Here is a 19,525-nt window from a genome sequence, read left to right as displayed (position 1 = left end):
AGCGGCTGCCCTCGTGCGGATCATCCGGCGCGGGGTGCCACCTCTCGCGGGTGCGGGCAGACCGTCGGCTATCGTGCTGCCGGGCAGCGGGCAGGGAGATCCGGCACCGGGATCGAGACCCGGAACACTCCCGTACTATCGCGATCGGAGTCGGCCTGCCGGGGAGATGAAGGAGGAGGGTGTGGAAGTTCGCACCAGCAATACGCCACTGTGGTTACGGTTGGGCCAACGACTTCCGGAGCATGGCGCGCCCGCGGGCCACGGCACTGTCGGCCGGGGAGCCGTCCGATGACCGATGAAGGTGCCGACCTACGCTGCGCCGGATGCTCGGCTGTCGGACTCGACGGCCTGCGGTGCGGGTCCTGCGGTCGGGAACTCGGTTATCGATACATAGCGCTGCCCGGTCCCGACGCGACGTCGTGCGCCGATTGCGGAGGCGACCACTTCTACGCCGACGGGCGCTGTGCGCGGTGCGGCCGGTCGCGGCCGGTGGCGGATCGCTTCGACACCGATCTGGGCGCGGTGGCGGTGCTCACCGATCGCGGCATCGTCCATGCGCGCAACGAGGACGCCGTCGCGGCCGGGGTGCTGGAAGGCGTAGTGCCGGAAACGGACGCGTCGGTCGTGATCGCGGTCAGTGACGGCGTGTCGACTTCGTCCCGGCCGCAGGTGGCCTCCGGTGCGGCGGTCCGGGCCGGTGTCGGCGCGACCGCCGCCGCGCTCGCGGCCGGACAGCCCGCGACGGAGGCGATCATGGCCGGGTTGGCGGCCGCGGTGCAGGCGGTCCGCGACGTGGACGTTCCCGATGGTCCCGCGCCCTCGTGCACGTACGTGTCCGCCATCGTCGCCCACCACGGCGCGGAAACCGAGATCACCGTGGCGAATGTCGGTGACAGCCGCGCCTATTGGCTGCCGACGCTCCAACGCGACGAGCAGGCCCAGCGCTTGACCGTCGACGACTCGTGGGCGCAGGCACTGGTCGACGCGGGTGCGATGGACGAGCGCGCGGCGATGGCCGATCCCCGGGCGCACACGCTGATCCGCTGGCTCGGCGCGGACAGTCCGCCGAAGCCGTGGGCGGACAATTGCGTTCGGACGGTGCGCGTTTCGGGGCCCGGTGTGCTGCTGCTGTGCTCCGACGGGCTGTGGAACTACTCGCCCGCGCCCGCCACGCTGGCCGACCAGGTGGCAGCGAAGGCACCCGCGGAGGCGGCCCGCGCGCTCGCGGAGTTCGCATTGCGTTGCGGTGGCGGCGACAACATCACGGTCGCGCTCGCGCCGGTTCCGTGGGAGAGTCGTTCGCCGGTTCCATAGACAGTGATGTTCATGGTTGCGTATGGTCATCGACTATGACGAAGTTCGCCGGCAAAACCTGTCTGATCACCGGCGCGGCCAGCGGTCTCGGTCGCAGTACGGCGCTCGCGGCGGCAACCGAAGGCGCTTCGCTCGTGCTGACCGATATCGCCGCTGACGGCCTGGCGCGGACCGCGGCCGACGCACGCGCCGCGGGCGCGACCGTCCACGTCGCCGAGGCGGCCGATGTCAGTGATTACGACCAGGTCGTCGCGCTGGCGGCCCAGGTGCACGACGTGGTCGGCAGCGTCGACATCGTCATGAACGTGGCCGGTATCGCCACGTGGGGGACCGTGGACCAGCTGACGCACGACCAGTGGCGGCGCACCGTCGACATCGACCTCATGGGCCCGATTCACGTGATCGAAGCGTTCGTCCCCCCGATGATCGCGGCCGGACGCGGCGGTCACGTCGTGAACGTGTCCTCGGCGGCCGGCCTGTTCGGCCTGCCGTGGCACGCGCCGTACAGCGCGGGCAAGTTCGGCTTGCGCGGGGTGTCGGAGGTGCTGCGCTTCGACTTGGCACGCCACCGTATCGGCGTGAGCTTGGTGTGTCCGGGCGCCATGGCCACGCCGATGGTCGACAGCGTCGACATCGCGGGCGTCGATCGCACGGCCGAAGCGGTGCAGCGGGGCATGGCGCTGTTCATGCGGCACGCGGTCACCCCGGAGGCGGCGGCGCGCTCGATCGTGCGTGGCGTCGAGCGCAACCGCTACCTCGTGTTCACCTCGCCCGACATTCGCGTGGGGTTCTGGGCGCAGCGGTATTTCCCGCCCGCGTACAACGCCGCGATGCGCGGGTTGAATTGGGCGATGAATCGCTATGTCGAGCAGAAGGCAGGGGCTCGGGCGAACTGAGCGCGGCGGGGTCGCCGTAGCCGGTCGTGGCGGGGCGCGCCATGATCGTCGTCATGGCATCGGCTGTCTATCTGATCACCGGTATCCAGGCCGCGGGCAAATCCACCGTTGCCCAGGCGCTGGCCGAGCGGCTGCCGCTCTCGGCGCACGTGCGCGGGGACGCCTTCCGCCGGTTCGTGGTGAACGGGCGCGCCGAGATGACCGCGGACCCCTCGCCCGAGGCGCTGGCCCAGTTGCGGCTACGGCACAGCCTGGCCGCGGCGACGGCCGACGCCTATGCCGATGCCGGGTTCACGGCTGTGCTGCAGGATGTCTTCCTCGGTGAATTCCTGCCCTGGACGGCGGATCTGATCGTCACCCGACCGCTGTATGTCGTCGTACTCGCGCCGCGCACCGAAGCGGTCCTGGCGCGCGAGGCCGGACGCGGAAAAGACGCCTACGACGAATTCACCGTCGCGGGGCTGGACAGGGTGTTGCGCGAGACCACTCCCCGGATCGGGCTCTGGCTGGACACGTCGGATCTCACGGTCGAGCAGACGGTGGATCGAATCCTCGCCGATGCCAGGCCGCTGACGGACTGAGCAGCCCGTCGCCCGTTCACCGGGCGTCGCGCGGCTCGTGCAGGGGAGTGAGCGAGCTGGTGGCCGGGCCCTCGAGCAGCGTGCCGTCCGCGGCGAAACGCGAGCCGTGCAGCGGACAGTCCCACGTGCGTTCGGCGTCGTTCCAGTTGACGATGCCGTAGAGATGCGGGCACACCGCCGAGACCCGGTTGGTGACGCCGTCCACGGTGCACACCGCCGTCGGGCGCAGGCCCTCGCGCAGGACCATGCCGCAGTCTTCGGCCGGAGCGTCGCCGTCGTGGTGGGTCGCGACCCGCAGCCAGCCCGCGGAGAGTTTCTGCGCCACGGCGCCGTTGATCTTCGTCGCCGCGGGCAGTGCCTTGAGCTCGTCCGGACGCCAGCTCGCCAGCGCGCCCGCCCATCGAGGTGACGCCCCGGTGAACCGTCCGGCCAGCGCGATCGCCGCGGCGACCCCGTTGGTCAAACCCCACTTCGCGTAGCCGGTGGCCAGCTGAATGTCGTTCTGCCCCGGCAGCAACGGACCCACATAGGGAAGCTCTCCGATGGGGGAGTAGTCCTGAGCCGACCAGCGGTGCGTCAGCTCGGCGCCCGGGAACCAGGTGTGCGCCCAGTTCACCAGATCCTCCACTTTCTCCCGGGTCGATCCGCCGCGGCCGACGACATGACCGTTCCCGCCGACCAGCAGAAGTTCGCCGTCCGGTTCCTGCGCGCGGCGCAGGGAGCGAGTCGGGCTGCCCGCGCTGATGTACATATCGCGCGGAGCCGGTCGGTCCAGGCGGAAGGCCGTCAGATAGGAGCGTTGCGGAGTGAGGCGGGCGAAGAATCCGCCACGATCGAGGATCGGTGTCCCCGTGGCCAGCACCACCCGGCCCGCGCCGAGGTCGCCGTGTTCGGTGGAGACGACGAGATCACCTCCGCCACCGTGATGTACGCCGCGCACGAGGGTGGATTCGTAGATCGGCGCGCCGTGTGACTCCACGTCGGCCGCGAGCGCGGCCAACAGGGCCATCGGATCGAGTTGGGCCTGATCGGCCAAGCGCACCGCGCCGCGCGCGGGAAACTCGACATCCAGCTCGCGCAACAGCTCGGTGGGCAGGCCGGCCTTCTGCGTCGCGGCGTATTCCGCTCGCACGGCCGACATTTCGTCGTCGTTCTGCGCGTAGGTCAGGGCTGCTGCCCGCTCGACGGTCACGCCGTGCGCGGCACAGTAATCCAAGAGCCATTCTTGCCCTTCGCGATTGGCCGCCACATAGTCGCGCAGGACGTCGTCGGAATGGTGCCGGGCGATCTGCTGCGCACGCGTCCCCTGCAGCAGACTGACCTTCCCCGTGGTGGCCCCGGTGGTGCCCGCACCGACGCGCCTTCCTTCGACCACGGCCACTTCCACGCCGTTCTCGACCAGCAGCAGGGCGGTCACCAGTCCGGTGAGCCCGCCGCCGATCACCACCGTGTCGAAGCGCGATCCCGGCGTCAACCGCAACCGCGCCGGCACCTGTGCGCCGTGCAACCATAGGGACGTCATATGCCCGAGATAGCCGGTCTCGACGGGGCGAAACGCCCGTGCGGATTCCTTCTCATACTCGCACGTGGCCGTTGAGCTGCCGATCGGCGGCGGCGAGCACCTCGGCGGCGCTGATCATCGCCGATCCGGGCGCGGGTGTGTCCGCCCGCGGGTCGCCGGGCTGCCCGGCCCACAAGGCGACATGCGCCGCCCTTTCCGGTGGCGGCCCCCAGACCGCGGGCGAGTCGGGACCGAAGATCAGCACCGACGGTGTGCCGAACGCCGTGGCCAGATGCCCGACGCCGGTGTCGCCGCTGAGCACGAGAGACGCGTCGGCCACCGTCGCGGCGAGTTGGCGCAGCGTGAGTTCGCCTGCCAGGACGTCGTTTTCGGGCAAGCCCGCCTGTGCCGCGACGCTGAGCGCGAGCGGACGGTCCGCGGCACTGCCGACGATATGTACCGGACATCCCCGCTCGCGCAGGCCCGCGGTCACCGTCGCGAAACGGTCGGCGGGCCAGCGACGCGCCGGGGCTCCACCCGGGTAGACGACGATGGAGCGCCGCTCTCCGGTGCATTCCGGCGGCGGTGTGATGTCCAGTCGGGCCGAATCGGCTGGGATGCCCGCCCAATCCAGTAGTCGGCACCACCGCACTGCATCGGGCACGCCTGGCTCGTACAGCGGACCCGGCACCTGCGGAAAATCCTTGTGGCGGTGGGTGATCATCCGTTCCGGATCGGTCGCGAGCAGCGCGCGTATGCTCCCGGCCCCGGAGTCGTGCAGATTGACCGCGAAGGTCGGCGCCGCGGCGTTCCAGCGCAATCCGGCCGCCATCGGCGTCGCGTGGAGTTCGTCGACGCACGCGGCCAGTTCCACCACCGGGCGCAGCCATCCCGGCGCGGCCAGTACGAGCCGGTGCCGCGGGCGGGCGTCGTGCAACGCGCGCAGGGCGGGAACCGCGGTCAGCAGTTCCCGCAACCCGTGCGCCCGCAACGCGAGCAAGACGGTCATTTCGGCACGAAGACGCCGGTGAGGTCGGCCTTACGGATCGGGGTGTCCGGATTGGCCTGCGCCGCGCACATCAACTTGATCGCCGTGATCGCCGCGTCGACGGTTCTGGCGTCGGGCGTCTCGTGCCCCTCGCGCTCCTCTTCGAGGAACTTCTCGGTGGTGACGCGCTGCTTGTCGGGATCCTGGGCGACGTATTCGTTGCACGGTGTGTCACCGCCCTTGTTCACGATCTTCTCCGGCTCGTCGCCGCACCCCGCCGCGCACACCGCCAGCGCGGCCAGGACTGCGATGCCCATCCGGCGCGCGGCGCTCATCGGCCGAACCCCGCCAGCGCCGAGGCCAGGTCCGGTACGCCGAGCGCCTGCACCGCCTGTTCGCGCACGTCGGGGCAGGTCTGCGTAGTGACGGCGTCGACCGTGTCGCGGTGGGTGACGACGACGTCGTTGAGCCCGCCGTTACGGGCCGCCCAGTTGTGCACGGTGCCGTTGAACGTCACTTTGGCCACCGTGGCGCTCTGGCCACGCCAGGTGTCGATGTCCGCGCCCACCATGTCGCACAGCTGCTTCGCCGCTTCCGCCGTGATCTGGTCAGTGTTCGGCACCTGAGGGCTGCTCGGCCCCGGCATGGTGATCGAGACGGTCGCGGGTTGGGGCGTATCCGCGGCCGGATCGCCGCCGTCGACCGAACATGCCGTGAGCGCCGATCCCGCCGCCATAGCGCCGATGAGCAGGGCGAAGCGGCCCAAGGGCCGATTGGGCTGGTATGTCATTCCTTCTCCTGTTGTTCGAAGCCGCATCCCCGTGGGCGGCACGCGATCGGGCGAGGGTCAGTGACCGGCGGCATCCCGCAGCCGCATGCCTTCTCGCGCCTTGATCCGGCGGTGCTCGGCGACGATCACCAAGACGCCCGCGATGATGCAGACGCCGCTGACGACCCCCGCCACCACCGCCCACCCCGCGAATCCGTACCCGGCGGCGGTGAGCGTCAGGGCCATGGCCGCGATGCCCACCGCGACCAGGATGATGCCCGGCCAGTTCCGGGCGTCCTCGATGGATTCTCCGGCGTGTGTCCGGATGGTGCGGGTGTCGTCCGGAAACGCGTGGGTCCGGGGTGCGTCTCCGGCGCCGGATCCCGCGGTCGGCTCGTTCGGTGCTGGCAGCATCGGATGTCCTTTCTGCTGAGCGGCAACGATTTCGGTGCGCGGACAACCCCGGGCCCGCGGCGTTGCGAGCGGGCCGTCCTGGGGCGGCCATACCGGTCGGATGCCCGCGTTAAGGGATCCGAAACGGGGGTAGGACGTCAGCGAGCGACCCTATTCAGGTCCGCTCATACCCGCGAGAAGTCCCAGGAGGACCCCGATGACAACAGCACGGGACATCATGACCCCGAACGTGGAGTGTGTCCGCTCCAGCGACACGGTGGTGGCGGCCGCGCAGCGCATGGCGGAGTTGAACGTCGGCGCCTTACCCATCTGCGGTGAGGACGACAAGCTGAAAGGGATGCTCACCGATCGCGACATCGTCGTGAAGGTGATCGCCCAGCGCAAGGACCCGCTCGGCGTCGACGCGGGCGAACTCGGGGGCGGGGAATTGGTCACCGTCGAAGCCGACGACGACGTACGCAAGGTGATGTCGGTGATGTCGCAGCATCAGGTGCGCCGCGTGCCGGTACTGGAGAAAGGCAAGCTGGTCGGAATCATCGCGCAGGCCGACGTGGCCACCACCGTCGAGAACACCCAGTCGGGCAGCACCGTGGAGGCGATCTCGACCGACTTCTGAGTCCGGCCCTACTCAGACCGCGGCCGGGTGCATGTCGTAGACCGCGTACGCCGCTCGGATCACCGGCTGGGCGACATTGCGCACCCGGATGCCGCCTGGAGTGGTGCCGCGCTCCGTACCCGCGTGCGCGTGACCGTGCAACGCCAGGTCGGCGCCGTGTTCATCGATCGCCTCGCCGAGCAGGTAGGAGCCGAGGAACGGATAGATCTCCCTCGGCTCGCCGTGCAGGGTGTCGCTGATCGGGGAGTAGTGCGTGAGCGCGACGGTGACGTCGGTGTGCAGATTCGCCAGCGCATCGCCGAGTGCGGCGGCCACGTCCACGGTGTGCCCGGCGAATTCGCGCATCAGGGGTTCACCGAAGACGCTTGCGCACTTGCCCGCGAAGCCGCCGCCGAAGCCTTTCGCGCCCGCGATCCCGAGCGTGCTCCCGTCGATGTGCAACGTCACCGAAGTGCCTTCCAGCACCGTGATGCCGTGGTCGGCCAGCACGCTGCTGATCTCCTGATCGGCGTCGCTGTGATAGTCGTGGTTGCCCAGGACGGCGACGACCGGCACGCCCAGGTCGGCGAACTCCTCCGCGACCACCCGGCCTTCGTCGACGGCACCGTGGCGCGTCAGGTCGCCCGCCAGCAGGAGCACATCCGCTCGCGCGGACAGTCCGTCCAGTGCCTCCCGCCATTCCCCGCGCGAATCCACGCCGAGATGTACGTCACCGACCGCGGCTATCCGCATGCCGCTCAACTCCTTTCGGATCCGTCCGGCTCCAGCGTCTCGGTTTCGACGGGCGCCGTGGGACGGGTGACATGAACGTCGTTGTGGATCCGAGCGTGCGGAAGTTGTTCGCGCACGACGGTTTCCATCTGCTGTTTGCAGTTCTCGCTGCTCACCTCGCCGCACAGCACCACGACGTCGCCGCGAATGGTCACCTGCACACCGAGTTCGGCGGTGCGGGGATCCTCGGCCAGCGCCCGGCGCAATCGTGCGACCAGGTATTGCGGCTGCTCCATCTACTCCACCTTTCCGGTGCGGGTGATGCCGAGATCGTCCAGCAGGCCCAGGAAGGCCCGCGCGTAGGGCGAGGCCTTGGTCTGCTCGCGCACCACCTCCCAGTCGACCTGTTCGCGCAGGTCGCGCGCGATGTGCAGGATCGGGCTGAGATCAAGGCGGTGCGCGTCGAAGACGAGCATCTTGTCGATCATCAGGTCGGTACCGCTGATCACCGGGGCCTTGGCGGGCCCGATCCGCATCTCGGTGGCCCGGTCGAGCAGTTCGTCGGTCACCTCGCGATCGTTCGGGCGGTGAATGACGTCCACCAGGATGTCGTCGGCGTAGACCTTGCGTAGCCAGTTCTCCGGCGGGTCGCACACCCGCAGGCCCGCACGGGCCAGCGTTTGGATCGCCCGCCCGCTGTCCGCCGGTTTGACGAAGATGTCCACGTCGTGCTGGGAGGTGGGGCCACCACGGGCGTAGACCGCGCAACCGCCCGCCACCGCGAATCGGATGTCTGTCGCCGCCAAGGCGTTCACCGTACGGGTGAGCGCATGCAGCAGCTGATCGGTGGTAACGGCCATGCAGCGGTGGTACCCGGCGGACACCGGGTTAATCGACGTTTCACCGGGTATGCGTCCGGATATCCGGAGGGCCCGACGCGGCCCGGCACCGGGCTTTCGGACCACTTCGGACCAACCTCGCGAGCAGGGAAGGAGCGACACATGCCCAAGACGACAGCGCGCGGCGATGTGAAGAAGTCCGAGCTGCCGAGCACGCTGAAGCGGTCGGAGGAGAAGGCGCAGCGCACCTTCGCCGAGGCGCACGACGCCGCGCTGGAGCAGTACGACGGGAACGAACAGCGCGCCCACCGCGTCGCCTATGCCGCGCTGAAGCACAGCTACGAGAAAGTCGGCGACCACTGGGAGCCCAAGGCGCACCGCGGTCCCTCGGACCAACGCGCCAGGCAACACGGGCCGGACGCGCGAGGTGAGACGGCCGAAGGCGTCGATGCCAACGCGTCGAAACAACACCTGCTGGACGTCGCCCGGCGACTCGAGGTCCCCGGGCGTTCGCGGATGAGCAAGGACGAACTCGTCGAGGCGATCAAGAAACGCAACCGCCGGGAGTCCGCGCGTGCCCGAGGGTGAGGAAGACGACTGGGCCCGCCGTGCGCGCGGCGAGACCGAGCTGGAACGACTGGACCGGAACTGGGCGAGCCTGATCCAGGAGTTGCGCGTCGTCCAGACCGGTGTGCAATTCCTGTTCGGGGCGTTGCTGGTGCTGCCGTTCCAGGCGTCGTTCGGCACGCTGGCGCCGGGCTTGCGAGCGCTGTACATCGCCACTTTGGCTGCTGTGCTGGGGGCGACGGTGTTCCTGATCGCGCCGGTGTCCTGGCATCGGATCCTGTTCCGCAGGCACCGGCTGGGCAATGTCGTCTGGGCGGCGCACCGGTGCGCGATGGCCGGTGTCGCACTGCTGGGTCTCGCGTTGATCGGCGCGGTGGTTCTCGTGGTCGACTATGTGACGGGCACGGCAGCGGCGGTGGTGACCGGTATCGCCGCTGTCGCGTTGTTCGTGTCGACATGGCTCGTCGCGCCGTGGCGCTGGCGCAGCGCGTCCGAGGACGTCCGCGCCGAGCGCTACTGATTCACCGGGCCCAGGAGACGACCTCGCCCGCGTGAGCGGGGGCGCCGCGATGGTAGGCGCTGAGCGTCTCGACCGCGACCCGATCCCAGGAATTGCGGCTCGCGGCCCGCTGATAGGCCGCCGCGCCCCACGTTTCGCGCAACGTCGAGTCCACCAGCAGTGGGCGCACCGCCCGCACGATGGCATCGGGTTCGGGCGGAGCGACGAATCGTCCCGTGACGCCGTCGACCACCGTGTCCAGCAGGCCGCCGACGGCCGTGGCGACCACCGGCTTCCCGCAGGCCATCGCCTCCAGCGCCACCCGGCCGAACGGCTCGTACCAGGGCGTGCAGAGCACGACGTCGGCGGAGCGGTACAGCCGGGGCAGGGTCGGCCGCGTGACCGGACCGGTCAACTGAAGCCGTTCTCGCACACCGAGATCCGATGCGATGCGGCGCAGCCTGCGGCCTTCGGCGTCGTCCTCGTCGTCGGGCGCGGGGCTGCCGACGATCACCAGCTCGGTGTCCGGCAGCTCCGCCAGCGCTCCGATCACGGGGTCGAATCCGCTGCGGCGCACCAACTCTCCGGCCGCGAGCAGCCGGTGCGTAGCGTGCCGATCGGCGGCCGCGCCCTCCGGGGTGAACCTCGTGAGGTCGACTCCGTGCGGCACGATCGAGGTACGGAAGCGCGGCACGCCCATCCTGGCCAGCTCCGCGACCTCGTCGGAGCAGGTCGCCACCACGTGCGCCGCCCGCGTCGCGATGAGCCGCTCGAAGCGGATCCGCGAGCGTGGGCTCGGATCGGCGAGACCTTCGCAGCGCCGCTGCACGGTGCCGAGCCCGTGGAAGGTCAGCACCACCGGGATGCCGTGGGCGCGGGAGGCCAATTCGGCGGCGAGCCCGGACTTCCAGTAGTGCGCGTGCACGATGTCGGGCCGATCGACACCCCAGTGCCGTCGCAGAACGGTGCCGAAGTCACCGAGGTAGGGCAGCGTGCGGTCGCTCGGCAAGGGGTTGGGCGGTCCAGCGGGGACGTGCACCACGCGATAACCACCGTCGGCGAGTAACTCGGGCGGGGCGTGCGGACTGATACGTCGGGTATAAACCGTCACGTCGTGGCCCCGGCGAGCATAGGCGGCCGACAACTCCGCTACATAGGCGCCGCGGCCGCCCCCGTCGGCGGGGCTGCCTTCGGCGAGCGGGCTGGCATCTTCGGAAACCATGGCAATCTTCACCGGGTGCTCCGTTCTCGTCGCGGGCGGCATCCGGGCGCGCGGATACGCGCGGTTGCCCTACGACCGGCATCGCGTGACGTTCGGGAATATGTTCGGTATATGCCCGCGGTCGGCCCGATGAAACCCCACGTCAGCGGTCACATTCCCGGCCGAACGGTCGGTTTTTCCCGGCTGTGGGCCCTCCGGCGGCGGGTCACGTTCTCCTACCGAACGCTGTCGGGAAGGGGTCGGCCGTGCCACACTGTAGGGAGGTTGAGATCACAGCCGACCCCGGTTCGACGCATTCGGCGCAGCCGGTCGATGGGACGGCACGGCAACCGATTCGCGCGCTGCCCTCTCCGGCCGTCGCGGAGGACTGGATACCCCCTACACGGGAGGTTCGACTTGTCTGCCATTTCTCTGCTACGGGACCACGCCGAGGGCGTGCATCTCAATGGTTCGGGACCGGGACGTCGTCGGGACAACCGGTTGTGGGCACAGCGGGTGGACCGCCGTCGCGAATGCGTGGTGGTCCGGGTCGAAGGCGAGTTGGACGCCGCCGTGTCGGCCGAATTCTTCGAGACGGTCGAGCGTGCGTTGCAGTCACCGTGCGATGCCGTCGTGATCGATCTGCGAGCGGCGAGGTTCTTGAGTCTGCGCGCGGCCGTGCGGCTCGGTGCGCTGCGCAGAGAGGGGTTGGGTCGCCCGGACCTGCGCATCGTCGTGGGCGGACCGGGAGTCGAGCGGGCACTCGAGGTGACCGGCGTGCGGTCGTTGTTCCCCCGCTACCAGTCCATGCGCACAGCTTTGGACGCCTGAGCCGAAGACTGTCCCCGAGGCCCGTGCTCGCCGGTGTGACCGCTCCCGATCCGGTCACACCGGGTGCGTCGGCATCGGATACTTCAGCGGTGAGTGAAAGCAGGTCGGTCCAGCCCGAGAACGCCTTCGCGCTGGACCAAGTGATCGGTACCGGAAGGCCGCAGAGTGTCGGCAGTTTCCGTTTCTGGTTCGCCGACCAGCGGTGGGAATGGTCGGACGAGGTCGCGTCGATGCACGGTTACGCGGTGGGGACCGTGACGCCGACCACGGAGTTGTTGCTGAAGCACAAGCACCCGGACGATCGCGAAGCGGTGGCCAGCGCCTTGGCGCGGTCGATCGCCGACGCGGAACCGTTCTCCAGTCGTCATCGCATCATCGACACCGCGGGCGCGGTCCACCACGTGGTCCTGGTCGCCGACCGGATGATCGACGACTCGGGGCTCGTGGTGGGCACCTCCGGCTACTACATCGACGTCACCGACACCCTCGCGGAGCACCGGCAGGAGACGCTGGACGACGCCCTGCCCGAGTTGTACGCCGCCCGAGCGGTGATCGAGCAGGCGAAGGGCGCGCTCATGCTGATCTACGGCATCGGCCCCGAGCAGGCGTTCCGCGTGCTGAGCTGGCGATCGCAGGAAACCAACGTCAAACTGCGCAAACTGGCCGCGCGGCTGGTCGCCGATCTGCCCGGTCTGGCCGGCATCACGGTAGGGCTGCGCACCGAATTCGATCATCTACTGCTCACCGCCCACGAGCGCATCGACAGCGACTGACCGGCGTTTCGATCCGACCCCTGCGGGTACGTCCCGGACGAGGAACGCGGCGATATTCCGCTCCACACCCCGTGGCGCACGCGGTGTTCCGGTGGCTGAGAAGGAGAACTCGGCGGCGGTATGCAGGCCACAGTGGAGTGGCTGTGAGGACAAGGTGGTGATGGGCAAATGGGGGAGTCGACTTCCCGATCCTCGACCGACACGACGACAGTCGGTGTACGGGTGCCCGCCCGGCTGGAACAGCTGACCATGCTCCGCGCGCTCGCCGAGACAGTCGCCCTCATCGCGGACTTCGCCTTGGACGAGGTGACCGACATCCGGCTCGCGCTCGACGAAGTGGCGACCTCGCTCATCATCGACGCCGCCGCGGGCTCGACGATCGACTGCGAGTTCACCTATGACGACGGGAAGATGTTCGTGCACGTCTCCTCGGTGGCGGTCACCGAGTCGGTGCTCGGGCACGCCGGGCTCGGCTGGCACATCGTACGCACGCTGACCGATTCGATCGCCGCCGCGCAAGGCTCCTACGACAGTGTGCTCGGCGGATATCCGACAGTGATCGACTTCAGCTGGGTGCGAGGTGCGCCGAATGGCGGGTGAGCCGAGGTCGCGCGGGGATACCTACGACAACATCGAGCCGCTGTTCGAAAAGATCGCCGCGCTGGATCCCGGCGATCCACGACGTGCGCCGATGCGTCGGGAGCTGATCGAACGATGCCTGCCGCTGGCCGAGCACATCGCCCGCAAGTTCGCCGGACGCGGCGAGAACTTCGACGACCTGCTGCAAGTGGCCCGCCTGGGGTTGGTGCAGGCAGCGGACCGTTTCGACGTCACGCGCGGGTCGTCGTTCCTGTCCTTCGCCGTGCCCACGATCATGGGCGAGGTCCGGCGGCACTTCCGGGACAACACCTGGGCGGTGCGGGTGCCCCGCCGCACCAAAGAGATCCAGCTGAGTATCGGTCCGACCGTCGAAACGCTGTCCCAGCGACTGGGCCGGATGCCACGCGCCAGGGAGATCGCGGCGGAGCTGGATGTCGAGCTCGTCGAGGTGACCCAAGCGCTGATCGCGGGCAACGCCTACCAGTCGTCGTCCATCGACGCGGCCGCCGGTGAGGACGCCGAGAGCGCCGCGCAGCCGCTACTGGACAGCCTCGGCGCCGAAGAGCCCTCCTATCACCTGGTCGAGGACGTGATGGCGGTCGAACCGCTGCTCGGCGACCTCCCCGAGCGTGAGCGTCAGGTGCTGACCATGCGATTCTTCGAGTCGTTGACACAGAATCAGATCGCCGAGCGGCTCGGAGTCTCCCAGATGCACGTTTCGCGCATTCTTTCCCGGACCTTGAACGCGCTGCGCGAGCAGGCGCTGCGGGACTGACGTCGCCCGCTACACCGGATTCGGCGGAGTCGGGTCCGGCGACGGCCCTGGCAGGCCGGGGTCCGGCGAAGGGCGGCCGGGATCCGGCACGGGGGGCGTCGGCGCCGGTCCCGGTACCGGGGGACGTGGCGCGGGGCCCGGCACCGGTGGCAGCGGATGCGGATCAGGTTCCGGCGGAACAGGATTGGGCTCCGGAATGGGGTCCGGCTCGGGAATCGGCGGTACGGGATCCGGTTCCGGGATGGGCGGTACGGGGTCCGGCTCGGGCGTGGGCGGGACCGGCTGTGTCGCGCTGTCGGGGGACATGCGAACTCCTCCTCGTTCGGGTGATCGGCGTGCGCTCCGGCTGCGAACGCGCTTCGTCCGGCCGATCATCGGCCGGTTACCCACCGATCACCGCGCCAACCGGTTCGCGCGGCAGCCACGGTGCGGCCGACCAGTTTGCGTAACAGGCCCAACGGGTAGTTAGACAGGAACCGGACAACAGATGCCGATGGCTCGAGGAGCTCGTCATGACCGACCAGCGCCGCCCAGGCACCCGGAATCCGCGGTTCGGACCGGGTGGGCCGGGGGCGTCGATCCAGTCCCGAGGGATCTCCGTCACCAGGAACCACGATGTCATCCGCCGCTGGGCCGCCCAGCGCGGAGCCCGGCCCGCGACCGTGCCGGGCAGCGAGCACGACGGACGGCTCGGGGTGTTGCGATTCGACTTTCCCGGGTACGGCGGCGCCGTGCTGCGCCCGGTGCGGTGGGAAGAGTGGTTCGCCACGTTCGATGCGAGGAAACTTCGCTTCTGGTACGAGGAGCGCGGCACCGATGATCCGCCGAGCAACTTCAACCGTTTGGAGCCGCCGCGATAGCCGGGCGGCCGCTGGAATAGTCGTGAGACCGGTCACGGTCGCGCGCCTGTGATGGGTGCATCGGAATCAATGTGACGCACGGCACGATCGCCTGGTGAAACCTATTGTCGGCCCTGTGGTTCGCGCCGCCACGGCCTGATGCGATCGCTTATTCGAAAAGGTCTGTTACCGTGCGCTTTTCGCGGTCGGTGTCGTTCTCCGCGTCGTGCCGCGGTGCGCGGAAGGCGAGTTCCGCTGCCGCCCCGGTGCTGCCCGAGTCGGGCGGGCGTATAGCGTCGATGGAACAACCAAGAGGCCCCACATCGGTCTGCCGGACGTTTACCGGCCGGGCACAGGGGTACTCGAAGCCGAGCAAAGGTTGCTCGAAAAGCGGAACGTCGCGTCGGTATGGGGATGCGGTTGTCCGCATCGTGACGCGCTTCCGCATGTCTGCAAGGGATAAGGTCTTGAGCGCAAACCTGATGATCGTGGAAGACGACGACCGGGTCCGTGGTGCGTTACGGCTCGCTATGGAAGACGAGGGATACGACGTCGGCGAGGCGGAGGAAGCCGAGGACGCGCTCACTCATCTGCGCAGCAATGGTGTTCCCGATGTGATGATCGTCGATCTGATGCTCGGCGGCATGGACGGGTTCGAATGTATCCGGGAGATCCGCCGCGACCATGACGTTCCGATCATCGTGGTCAGCGCTCGCGACGATACCCACGACGTGGTGGCCGCCCTGGAGGCGGGTGCCGACGATTTCGTGACCAAGCCGTTCGAAATCAAGGAGATCACCGCTCGTATGCGCGCGGTGCGCCGCCGCTCCCGGGTGACCGCCGAACGGGAGACGCCGCAGGAGATGGTGCTCGAGGCAGACGACACGGCTCCGCTGGTCCTCGCGCAAGACAGCGGGGTGGTGCGCCGCGGCGACGAGGAGATCGGGCTGACGCTCACCGAATTCCGATTGCTGTGCGAGCTGGCCGAGACGCCGGGCCGGGTGCTGAGCCGCAAGGTGCTGCTCGAACGTGTTTGGGACCGTGGGTTTTTCGGCGACGAACGCATTGTGGACGTGCACATGCGCCGCTTGCGCACGAAGATCGAGCGGGATCCGTCCGATCCGCGCATCGTGGTGACGGTGCGCGGGCTCGGCTATCGCCTCGATGTGCGCCGCTGAACGCTGCTCCGACACCGAACCGGACGTCACCGTGCGCGGCCGCAAGGTCGAACTGGAGCGCGCGGTGGCCCACCTGCTGCACAACGCCGACCGACGCGGTGCTCACCGTCGACGACGCTGGCCTCGGCGTTCCCGCCGCGGACCGCGACCGGATCTCGGAACGATTCGCCACCGCCCGCAGCGGCCGCCGCTCGCCGGACGGGACGGGGATCGGCTTGGCGCTGGTCGCCGAGACGGTCGCCACACACGGTGGCGGGGTGCATTGCACCGACCGTCCCGGCGGCGGCGCGCGATTCGTCGTGCGGTTGCCCCGGCGCGGCGACATCCATCCGTAATACGACCGTAAAGAAGTCGACAGGTTCACCTCAAAGTCGCTTCGCAAGCCTGGATAAGTACTGCTGAAAGACGAGGAGTTGTATGTCATCGCCAACCCTGTCCCCAGCGGAGATCGAGCGATCGCGCGTCGGGAACGCCGCGGCCGCCCTGGGGGCCACCCCGTCTCGGAGAAACGCCGGGCCCGCTGTGATCCTGCGTACACCCCGCTTGGGCGACGGCGCCCCGATGTGGCGCATCGCGAAGAATTCCGCGGTGCTGGACGTCAATTCGAGCTACGCGTACCTGATGTGGTGCCGGGACTTCGCCGGAACCTCGGTGGTCGCCGAATCCGACGGTCGCGTCGTCGGATACGTGATCGGATTCGTCCGTCCGCAGGCGCCCGACACCGTCTTCGTCTGGCAGATCGCGGTGGACCGTGCGCAGCGCGGCCGCGGCATCGGCGCCGAGTTGCTCCACACGTTGCTCAACAGCGTCGCGGCTCAGGGCGTTTCGGTACTCGAAACCACCATCTCGCCGGACAACGCCGGTTCCATCGCGCTGTTCACGTCGGTGGCGGCGGCGCGCGGCGCCGAGGTGACCAAGCGCCACTTGTTCGACGCGGGCGTCTTCCCCGACAGCCACGCACCCGAAGACCTGTATCGCATCGCCCCGACCGCCCGCACCACCGAGGAGGATCACCGATGATCAACGCGGACACCACCGTTTTCGAGAGTCTGGAGTCGAACGTGCGCGGTTACTGCCGCGCCTGGCCCACCGTGTTCACCACGGCGAAGGGCAGCTGGTTGCGCGACGAGGAAGGCAAGGACTACCTGGACTTCTTCGCGGGCGCCGGTGCCCTGAACTACGGACACAACAACGATGTGCTCAAGCGCTCGCTGCTGGACTACATCGCGAGCGACGGCATCACCCACGGCCTGGACATGTCGACCGGAGCCAAGCGCGAACTGCTGGAGACGTTGCGCGACACGCTCTTCACCCCGCGCGGCCTGGACTACAAGGTCCAGTTCCCCGGCCCGACCGGCGCCAACGCGGTCGAGGCCGCGCTCAAGCTGGCGCGTAAGGTCACCGGTCGCGAGACCATCGTCAGCTTCACCAACGCCTTCCACGGCATGACGCTCGGCGCGCTGTCGGTCACCGGCAACGCCGCCAAGCGCGCGGGCGCCGGTGTGCCGCTGGTGCACGCCGCGCACATGCCCTACGACGGCTACTTCGACGGCACCACCGCCGACTTCCAGTGGATGGAGAAGGTGCTCGACGACACCTCGTCGGGCTTCGACCGTCCGGCCGCGGTGATCGTGGAGACGGTGCAGGGGGAAGGCGGCGTCAACGTCGCCCGCGCGGAGTGGCTGCGCCACCTCGCCGGGCTGTGCACGGAGCGGGAGATCCTGTTGATCGTCGACGACGTGCAGATGGGCTGCGGCCGCACCGGACCGTTCTTCTCCTTCGAGATCGCGGGCATCACGCCCGACATCGTGACGTTGTCGAAGTCGATCGGCGGCTACGGCCTGCCCATGGCGCTGGTGCTGTTCAAGCCGGAGCTGGACGAGTGGTCGCCGGGTGAGCACAACGGCACCTTCCGCGGCCACAACCCCGCGTTCGTCACCGCGACGACCGCGCTGCGCCACTACTGGTCCGACGACGCCCTGCAGACCGCGACCCTGGCCAAGGGGGAGAAGATCGCGCGCAGCTTGGGCGAGCTGGCCGCGCACTTCCCCGGCGTCTCGACCCGTGGACGCGGACTGGTGCAGGGCGTGGTGTTCGACGATCCCTCGCAGGCGGGCAAGGTATGCCAGATCGCCTTCGAGCGCGGGCTGCTGGTGGAGACCTCCGGCTCGACCGACGAGGTGGTGAAGCTGCTGCCGCCGCTGACGGTCACCGACGAGGAACTCGACCAGGGGCTCGGCGTCCTCGCCGGCGCCGTCGAGTCGGTGTGCGGCGGGATGGGGGCGATCGCATGATCGTGCGCAGCACCGCGGAGATCACCGGTACCGAGCGCGACGTGGCGGGCGAAGGCTGGCGCAGCAAGCGCATCGTCCTGGGCGGCGACGGCGTCGGCTTCTCGTTCCACGAGACCACCATTGACGCCGGGACGGTGCACGAGTTCCACTATTTGAATCACGTGGAGGCCGTGTGGCTCGTCGAGGGCGAGGGCACGCTCACCGATCTCGACAACGGCGTCACTTACGAGCTCGCGCCCGGCTCGATGTACCTGCTCGACGGACACGAACGCCACCGCTTGGAGGTGCGCACCACGATGCGGATGATGTGCGTGTTCAACCCGCCGGTCACCGGTCAGGAGGTTCACGACAGCAACGGCGTCTATCCGCTGGTCACCGCGACGATCGGAGGTTGAGGACCCCAATGGTTCTGCAGCACACCGAAACACCGCCCGAGACGGCTCGCTACGATCGCTACCCGACCCGTCTCGGCGCGCCCGCTCCGCACTTGGAGCGTGCCGACCCCGCGGTGTGGGGGAAGGTCGAGAGCCCGGAACTGGCCTCGTTCGACGCCGATGGGTTCGCCATCCTGGATCAGCTGCTCACGCCCACGGAAGTGGGCGAGTACAGCGAGGAGATCACGAGGCTGGCGAACGATCCGGCGCTGCGCGACGACGACCGTGTCATCGTGGAGAAGTCGTCGAACCGGGTGCGTTCGGTCTTCGAGGTGCACAAGCTGAGCGAGGCGATCGCCGAACTGGTGCGTCGGCCCCAAGTGCTCCGGCTGGCCGAACAGGTGCTGGGTTCGCCGGTGTACGTGCACCAGAGCCGGGTGAACTACATGCCCGGTTTCCGCGGCGCCGGTTTCTACTGGCATTCCGATTTCGAGACCTGGCACGCCGAGGACGGCATGCCCGCGCCGCGAGCGGTGAGCCTGTCGATCGCGCTGACCGACAACTATCCGATCAACGGCAGTCTCATGGTGATGCCGGGCTCGCACCACACCTTCGTGCCGTGCCTGGGCAGCACTCCGGCCGAGCACTACCGGGAGTCGTTGCAGGAGCAGGAGATCGGCGTGCCGACGACCGACGACATCACCGCGCTGGCGAACCGGTACGGGATCAGTCAATTCACCGGCCGGGCGGGCTCGGCGCTGTTGTTCGACTCCAACCTGATGCACGGGTCGTCGAACAACATCACGCCGTTCCCGCGCTCGAACATCTTCGTGGTGTTCAACAGCGTGGACAACGCGCTCGTCGACCCGTTCGCCGCGCCCGCGCCGCGACCGGGCTACATCGGCAGCCGGGACTTCACGCCGCTGTCGGCCTGATTCCGAGCCGCCCCGCGCGTGCGGCCCGCC

26 protein-coding genes are annotated in these 19,525 nt (G+C 68.9%); 17 read left to right on the top strand and 9 right to left on the bottom strand.

Features of this window, described 5'->3' with window-relative positions; all coding sequences use genetic code 11:
• Positions 1-288: 288 nt before the first annotated feature.
• From ACWEH3_RS24125 to ACWEH3_RS24115, 3 genes are read left to right on the top strand one after another with little or no spacing between them, the layout of a single operon-like run.
• Positions 289-1,314 carry a PP2C family protein-serine/threonine phosphatase gene (locus tag ACWEH3_RS24125; protein WP_450019609.1) on the top strand — a complete coding sequence of 342 codons (1,026 nt, stop codon included), beginning with the start codon at positions 289-291 and terminating at the stop codon, positions 1,312-1,314.
• A 35-nt stretch (positions 1,315-1,349) separates the two neighbouring features.
• The gene (locus ACWEH3_RS24120) at positions 1,350-2,210 is read left to right on the top strand and encodes an SDR family oxidoreductase (RefSeq protein WP_450019611.1); all 861 of its coding nucleotides are present in this window, start codon (positions 1,350-1,352) and stop codon (positions 2,208-2,210) included.
• A 53-nt stretch (positions 2,211-2,263) separates the two neighbouring features.
• Positions 2,264-2,791 (top strand): AAA family ATPase, encoded by a 528-nt coding sequence (locus ACWEH3_RS24115; protein WP_450019613.1) that lies wholly within the window; start codon positions 2,264-2,266, stop codon positions 2,789-2,791.
• A gap of 16 nt (positions 2,792-2,807) precedes the next feature.
• On the opposite strand, the gene ACWEH3_RS24110 is transcribed toward ACWEH3_RS24115, so the two are convergent.
• From ACWEH3_RS24110 to ACWEH3_RS24090, 5 genes are read right to left on the bottom strand one after another with little or no spacing between them, the layout of a single operon-like run.
• Positions 2,808-4,313, bottom strand: coding sequence for an FAD-dependent oxidoreductase (locus tag ACWEH3_RS24110; RefSeq protein ID WP_450019615.1), 1,506 nt, complete (start codon positions 4,311-4,313; stop codon positions 2,808-2,810).
• Between the two features lie 52 nt (positions 4,314-4,365).
• Positions 4,366-5,301, bottom strand: a complete 936-nt coding sequence (locus ACWEH3_RS24105; protein WP_450019617.1) for a glycosyltransferase family 9 protein — start codon at positions 5,299-5,301, stop codon at positions 4,366-4,368.
• On the bottom strand, positions 5,298-5,615 hold the full coding sequence (locus tag ACWEH3_RS24100; protein ID WP_450019619.1) for a hypothetical protein: 318 nt from the start codon (positions 5,613-5,615) through the stop codon (positions 5,298-5,300). The genes ACWEH3_RS24105 and ACWEH3_RS24100 overlap by 4 nt, the downstream gene beginning before the upstream one ends.
• Positions 5,612-6,070 carry a hypothetical protein gene (locus ACWEH3_RS24095; RefSeq protein WP_450019621.1) on the bottom strand — a complete coding sequence of 153 codons (459 nt, stop codon included), beginning with the start codon at positions 6,068-6,070 and terminating at the stop codon, positions 5,612-5,614. Before ACWEH3_RS24095 ends, ACWEH3_RS24100 begins: the two co-directional genes overlap by 4 nt.
• 57 nt (positions 6,071-6,127) lie before the next feature.
• Positions 6,128-6,463, bottom strand: coding sequence for a hypothetical protein (locus ACWEH3_RS24090; RefSeq protein ID WP_450019623.1), 336 nt, complete (start codon positions 6,461-6,463; stop codon positions 6,128-6,130).
• Between the two features lie 196 nt (positions 6,464-6,659).
• Here ACWEH3_RS24090 and ACWEH3_RS24085 point away from each other — a divergent pair, with 196 nt between their 5' ends.
• Positions 6,660-7,079, top strand: a complete 420-nt coding sequence (locus ACWEH3_RS24085; RefSeq protein WP_450019625.1) for a CBS domain-containing protein — start codon at positions 6,660-6,662, stop codon at positions 7,077-7,079.
• Between the two features lie 12 nt (positions 7,080-7,091).
• On the opposite strand, the gene ACWEH3_RS24080 is transcribed toward ACWEH3_RS24085, so the two are convergent.
• From ACWEH3_RS24080 to ACWEH3_RS24070, 3 genes are read right to left on the bottom strand one after another with little or no spacing between them, the layout of a single operon-like run.
• The gene (locus ACWEH3_RS24080) at positions 7,092-7,811 is read right to left on the bottom strand and encodes a metallophosphoesterase family protein (protein ID WP_450019627.1); all 720 of its coding nucleotides are present in this window, start codon (positions 7,809-7,811) and stop codon (positions 7,092-7,094) included.
• 5 nt (positions 7,812-7,816) lie between these two features.
• Positions 7,817-8,086, bottom strand: coding sequence for a BON domain-containing protein (locus tag ACWEH3_RS24075; RefSeq protein ID WP_355075244.1), 270 nt, complete (start codon positions 8,084-8,086; stop codon positions 7,817-7,819).
• Complete coding sequence (locus ACWEH3_RS24070) at positions 8,087-8,650, bottom strand: nucleotidyltransferase family protein (RefSeq protein ID WP_355075246.1); 564 nt, start codon at positions 8,648-8,650, stop codon at positions 8,087-8,089.
• A gap of 141 nt (positions 8,651-8,791) precedes the next feature.
• Between ACWEH3_RS24070 and ACWEH3_RS24065 the strand changes: the two genes are divergently transcribed.
• Both ACWEH3_RS24065 and ACWEH3_RS24060 read left to right on the top strand, forming a co-directional pair.
• The gene (locus ACWEH3_RS24065; RefSeq protein WP_450019630.1) at positions 8,792-9,217 is read left to right on the top strand and encodes a ChaB family protein; all 426 of its coding nucleotides are present in this window, start codon (positions 8,792-8,794) and stop codon (positions 9,215-9,217) included.
• Positions 9,204-9,716, top strand: coding sequence for a DUF6328 family protein (locus tag ACWEH3_RS24060; RefSeq protein ID WP_450019632.1), 513 nt, complete (start codon positions 9,204-9,206; stop codon positions 9,714-9,716). The genes ACWEH3_RS24065 and ACWEH3_RS24060 overlap by 14 nt, the downstream gene beginning before the upstream one ends.
• A gap of 1 nt (position 9,717) precedes the next feature.
• Here ACWEH3_RS24060 and ACWEH3_RS24055 read toward each other — a convergent pair whose 3' ends face one another.
• Complete coding sequence (locus ACWEH3_RS24055; RefSeq protein WP_450019634.1) at positions 9,718-10,929, bottom strand: glycosyltransferase; 1,212 nt, start codon at positions 10,927-10,929, stop codon at positions 9,718-9,720.
• A gap of 384 nt (positions 10,930-11,313) precedes the next feature.
• On the opposite strand from ACWEH3_RS24055, the gene ACWEH3_RS24050 reads away from it, so the two are divergent.
• From ACWEH3_RS24050 to thpD, 11 genes are all read left to right on the top strand, one after another.
• Positions 11,314-11,727 (top strand): STAS domain-containing protein, encoded by a 414-nt coding sequence (locus ACWEH3_RS24050; RefSeq protein ID WP_355075253.1) that lies wholly within the window; start codon positions 11,314-11,316, stop codon positions 11,725-11,727.
• Between the two features lie 89 nt (positions 11,728-11,816).
• The gene (locus ACWEH3_RS24045; RefSeq protein WP_450019636.1) at positions 11,817-12,500 is read left to right on the top strand and encodes a PAS and ANTAR domain-containing protein; all 684 of its coding nucleotides are present in this window, start codon (positions 11,817-11,819) and stop codon (positions 12,498-12,500) included.
• 168 nt (positions 12,501-12,668) lie between these two features.
• On the top strand, positions 12,669-13,100 hold the full coding sequence (locus tag ACWEH3_RS24040; RefSeq protein WP_450019638.1) for an ATP-binding protein: 432 nt from the start codon (positions 12,669-12,671) through the stop codon (positions 13,098-13,100).
• The gene (locus ACWEH3_RS24035) at positions 13,090-13,875 is read left to right on the top strand and encodes an RNA polymerase sigma factor SigF (RefSeq protein ID WP_450019640.1); all 786 of its coding nucleotides are present in this window, start codon (positions 13,090-13,092) and stop codon (positions 13,873-13,875) included. The genes ACWEH3_RS24040 and ACWEH3_RS24035 overlap by 11 nt, the downstream gene beginning before the upstream one ends.
• 512 nt (positions 13,876-14,387) lie before the next feature.
• Positions 14,388-14,735 (top strand): hypothetical protein, encoded by a 348-nt coding sequence (locus tag ACWEH3_RS24030; RefSeq protein WP_355075259.1) that lies wholly within the window; start codon positions 14,388-14,390, stop codon positions 14,733-14,735.
• Positions 14,736-15,181: 446 nt separating this feature from the next.
• Entirely contained in the window at positions 15,182-15,892 is a 711-nt protein-coding gene (locus ACWEH3_RS24025; RefSeq protein ID WP_450019642.1) for a response regulator transcription factor, read from the top strand.
• 98 nt (positions 15,893-15,990) lie between these two features.
• Complete coding sequence (locus ACWEH3_RS24020; RefSeq protein WP_450019644.1) at positions 15,991-16,227, top strand: sensor histidine kinase; 237 nt, start codon at positions 15,991-15,993, stop codon at positions 16,225-16,227.
• 82 nt (positions 16,228-16,309) lie between these two features.
• Complete coding sequence (gene ectA / locus ACWEH3_RS24015) at positions 16,310-16,912, top strand: diaminobutyrate acetyltransferase (RefSeq protein ID WP_450019646.1); 603 nt, start codon at positions 16,310-16,312, stop codon at positions 16,910-16,912.
• Positions 16,909-18,186, top strand: a complete 1,278-nt coding sequence (ectB, locus tag ACWEH3_RS24010; protein ID WP_450019648.1) for a diaminobutyrate--2-oxoglutarate transaminase — start codon at positions 16,909-16,911, stop codon at positions 18,184-18,186. The genes ectA and ectB overlap by 4 nt, the downstream gene beginning before the upstream one ends.
• Entirely contained in the window at positions 18,183-18,581 is a 399-nt protein-coding gene (locus tag ACWEH3_RS24005; RefSeq protein WP_379253779.1) for an ectoine synthase, read from the top strand. The genes ectB and ACWEH3_RS24005 overlap by 4 nt, the downstream gene beginning before the upstream one ends.
• Before the next feature lie 8 nt (positions 18,582-18,589).
• The gene (gene thpD / locus ACWEH3_RS24000; protein WP_450019650.1) at positions 18,590-19,495 is read left to right on the top strand and encodes an ectoine hydroxylase; all 906 of its coding nucleotides are present in this window, start codon (positions 18,590-18,592) and stop codon (positions 19,493-19,495) included.
• Positions 19,496-19,525: the final 30 nt, after the last annotated feature.

Source organism: Nocardia sp. NPDC004718 (genome assembly GCF_053601535.1).
This window is presented reverse-complemented; position numbering and strand designations above follow the sequence as displayed.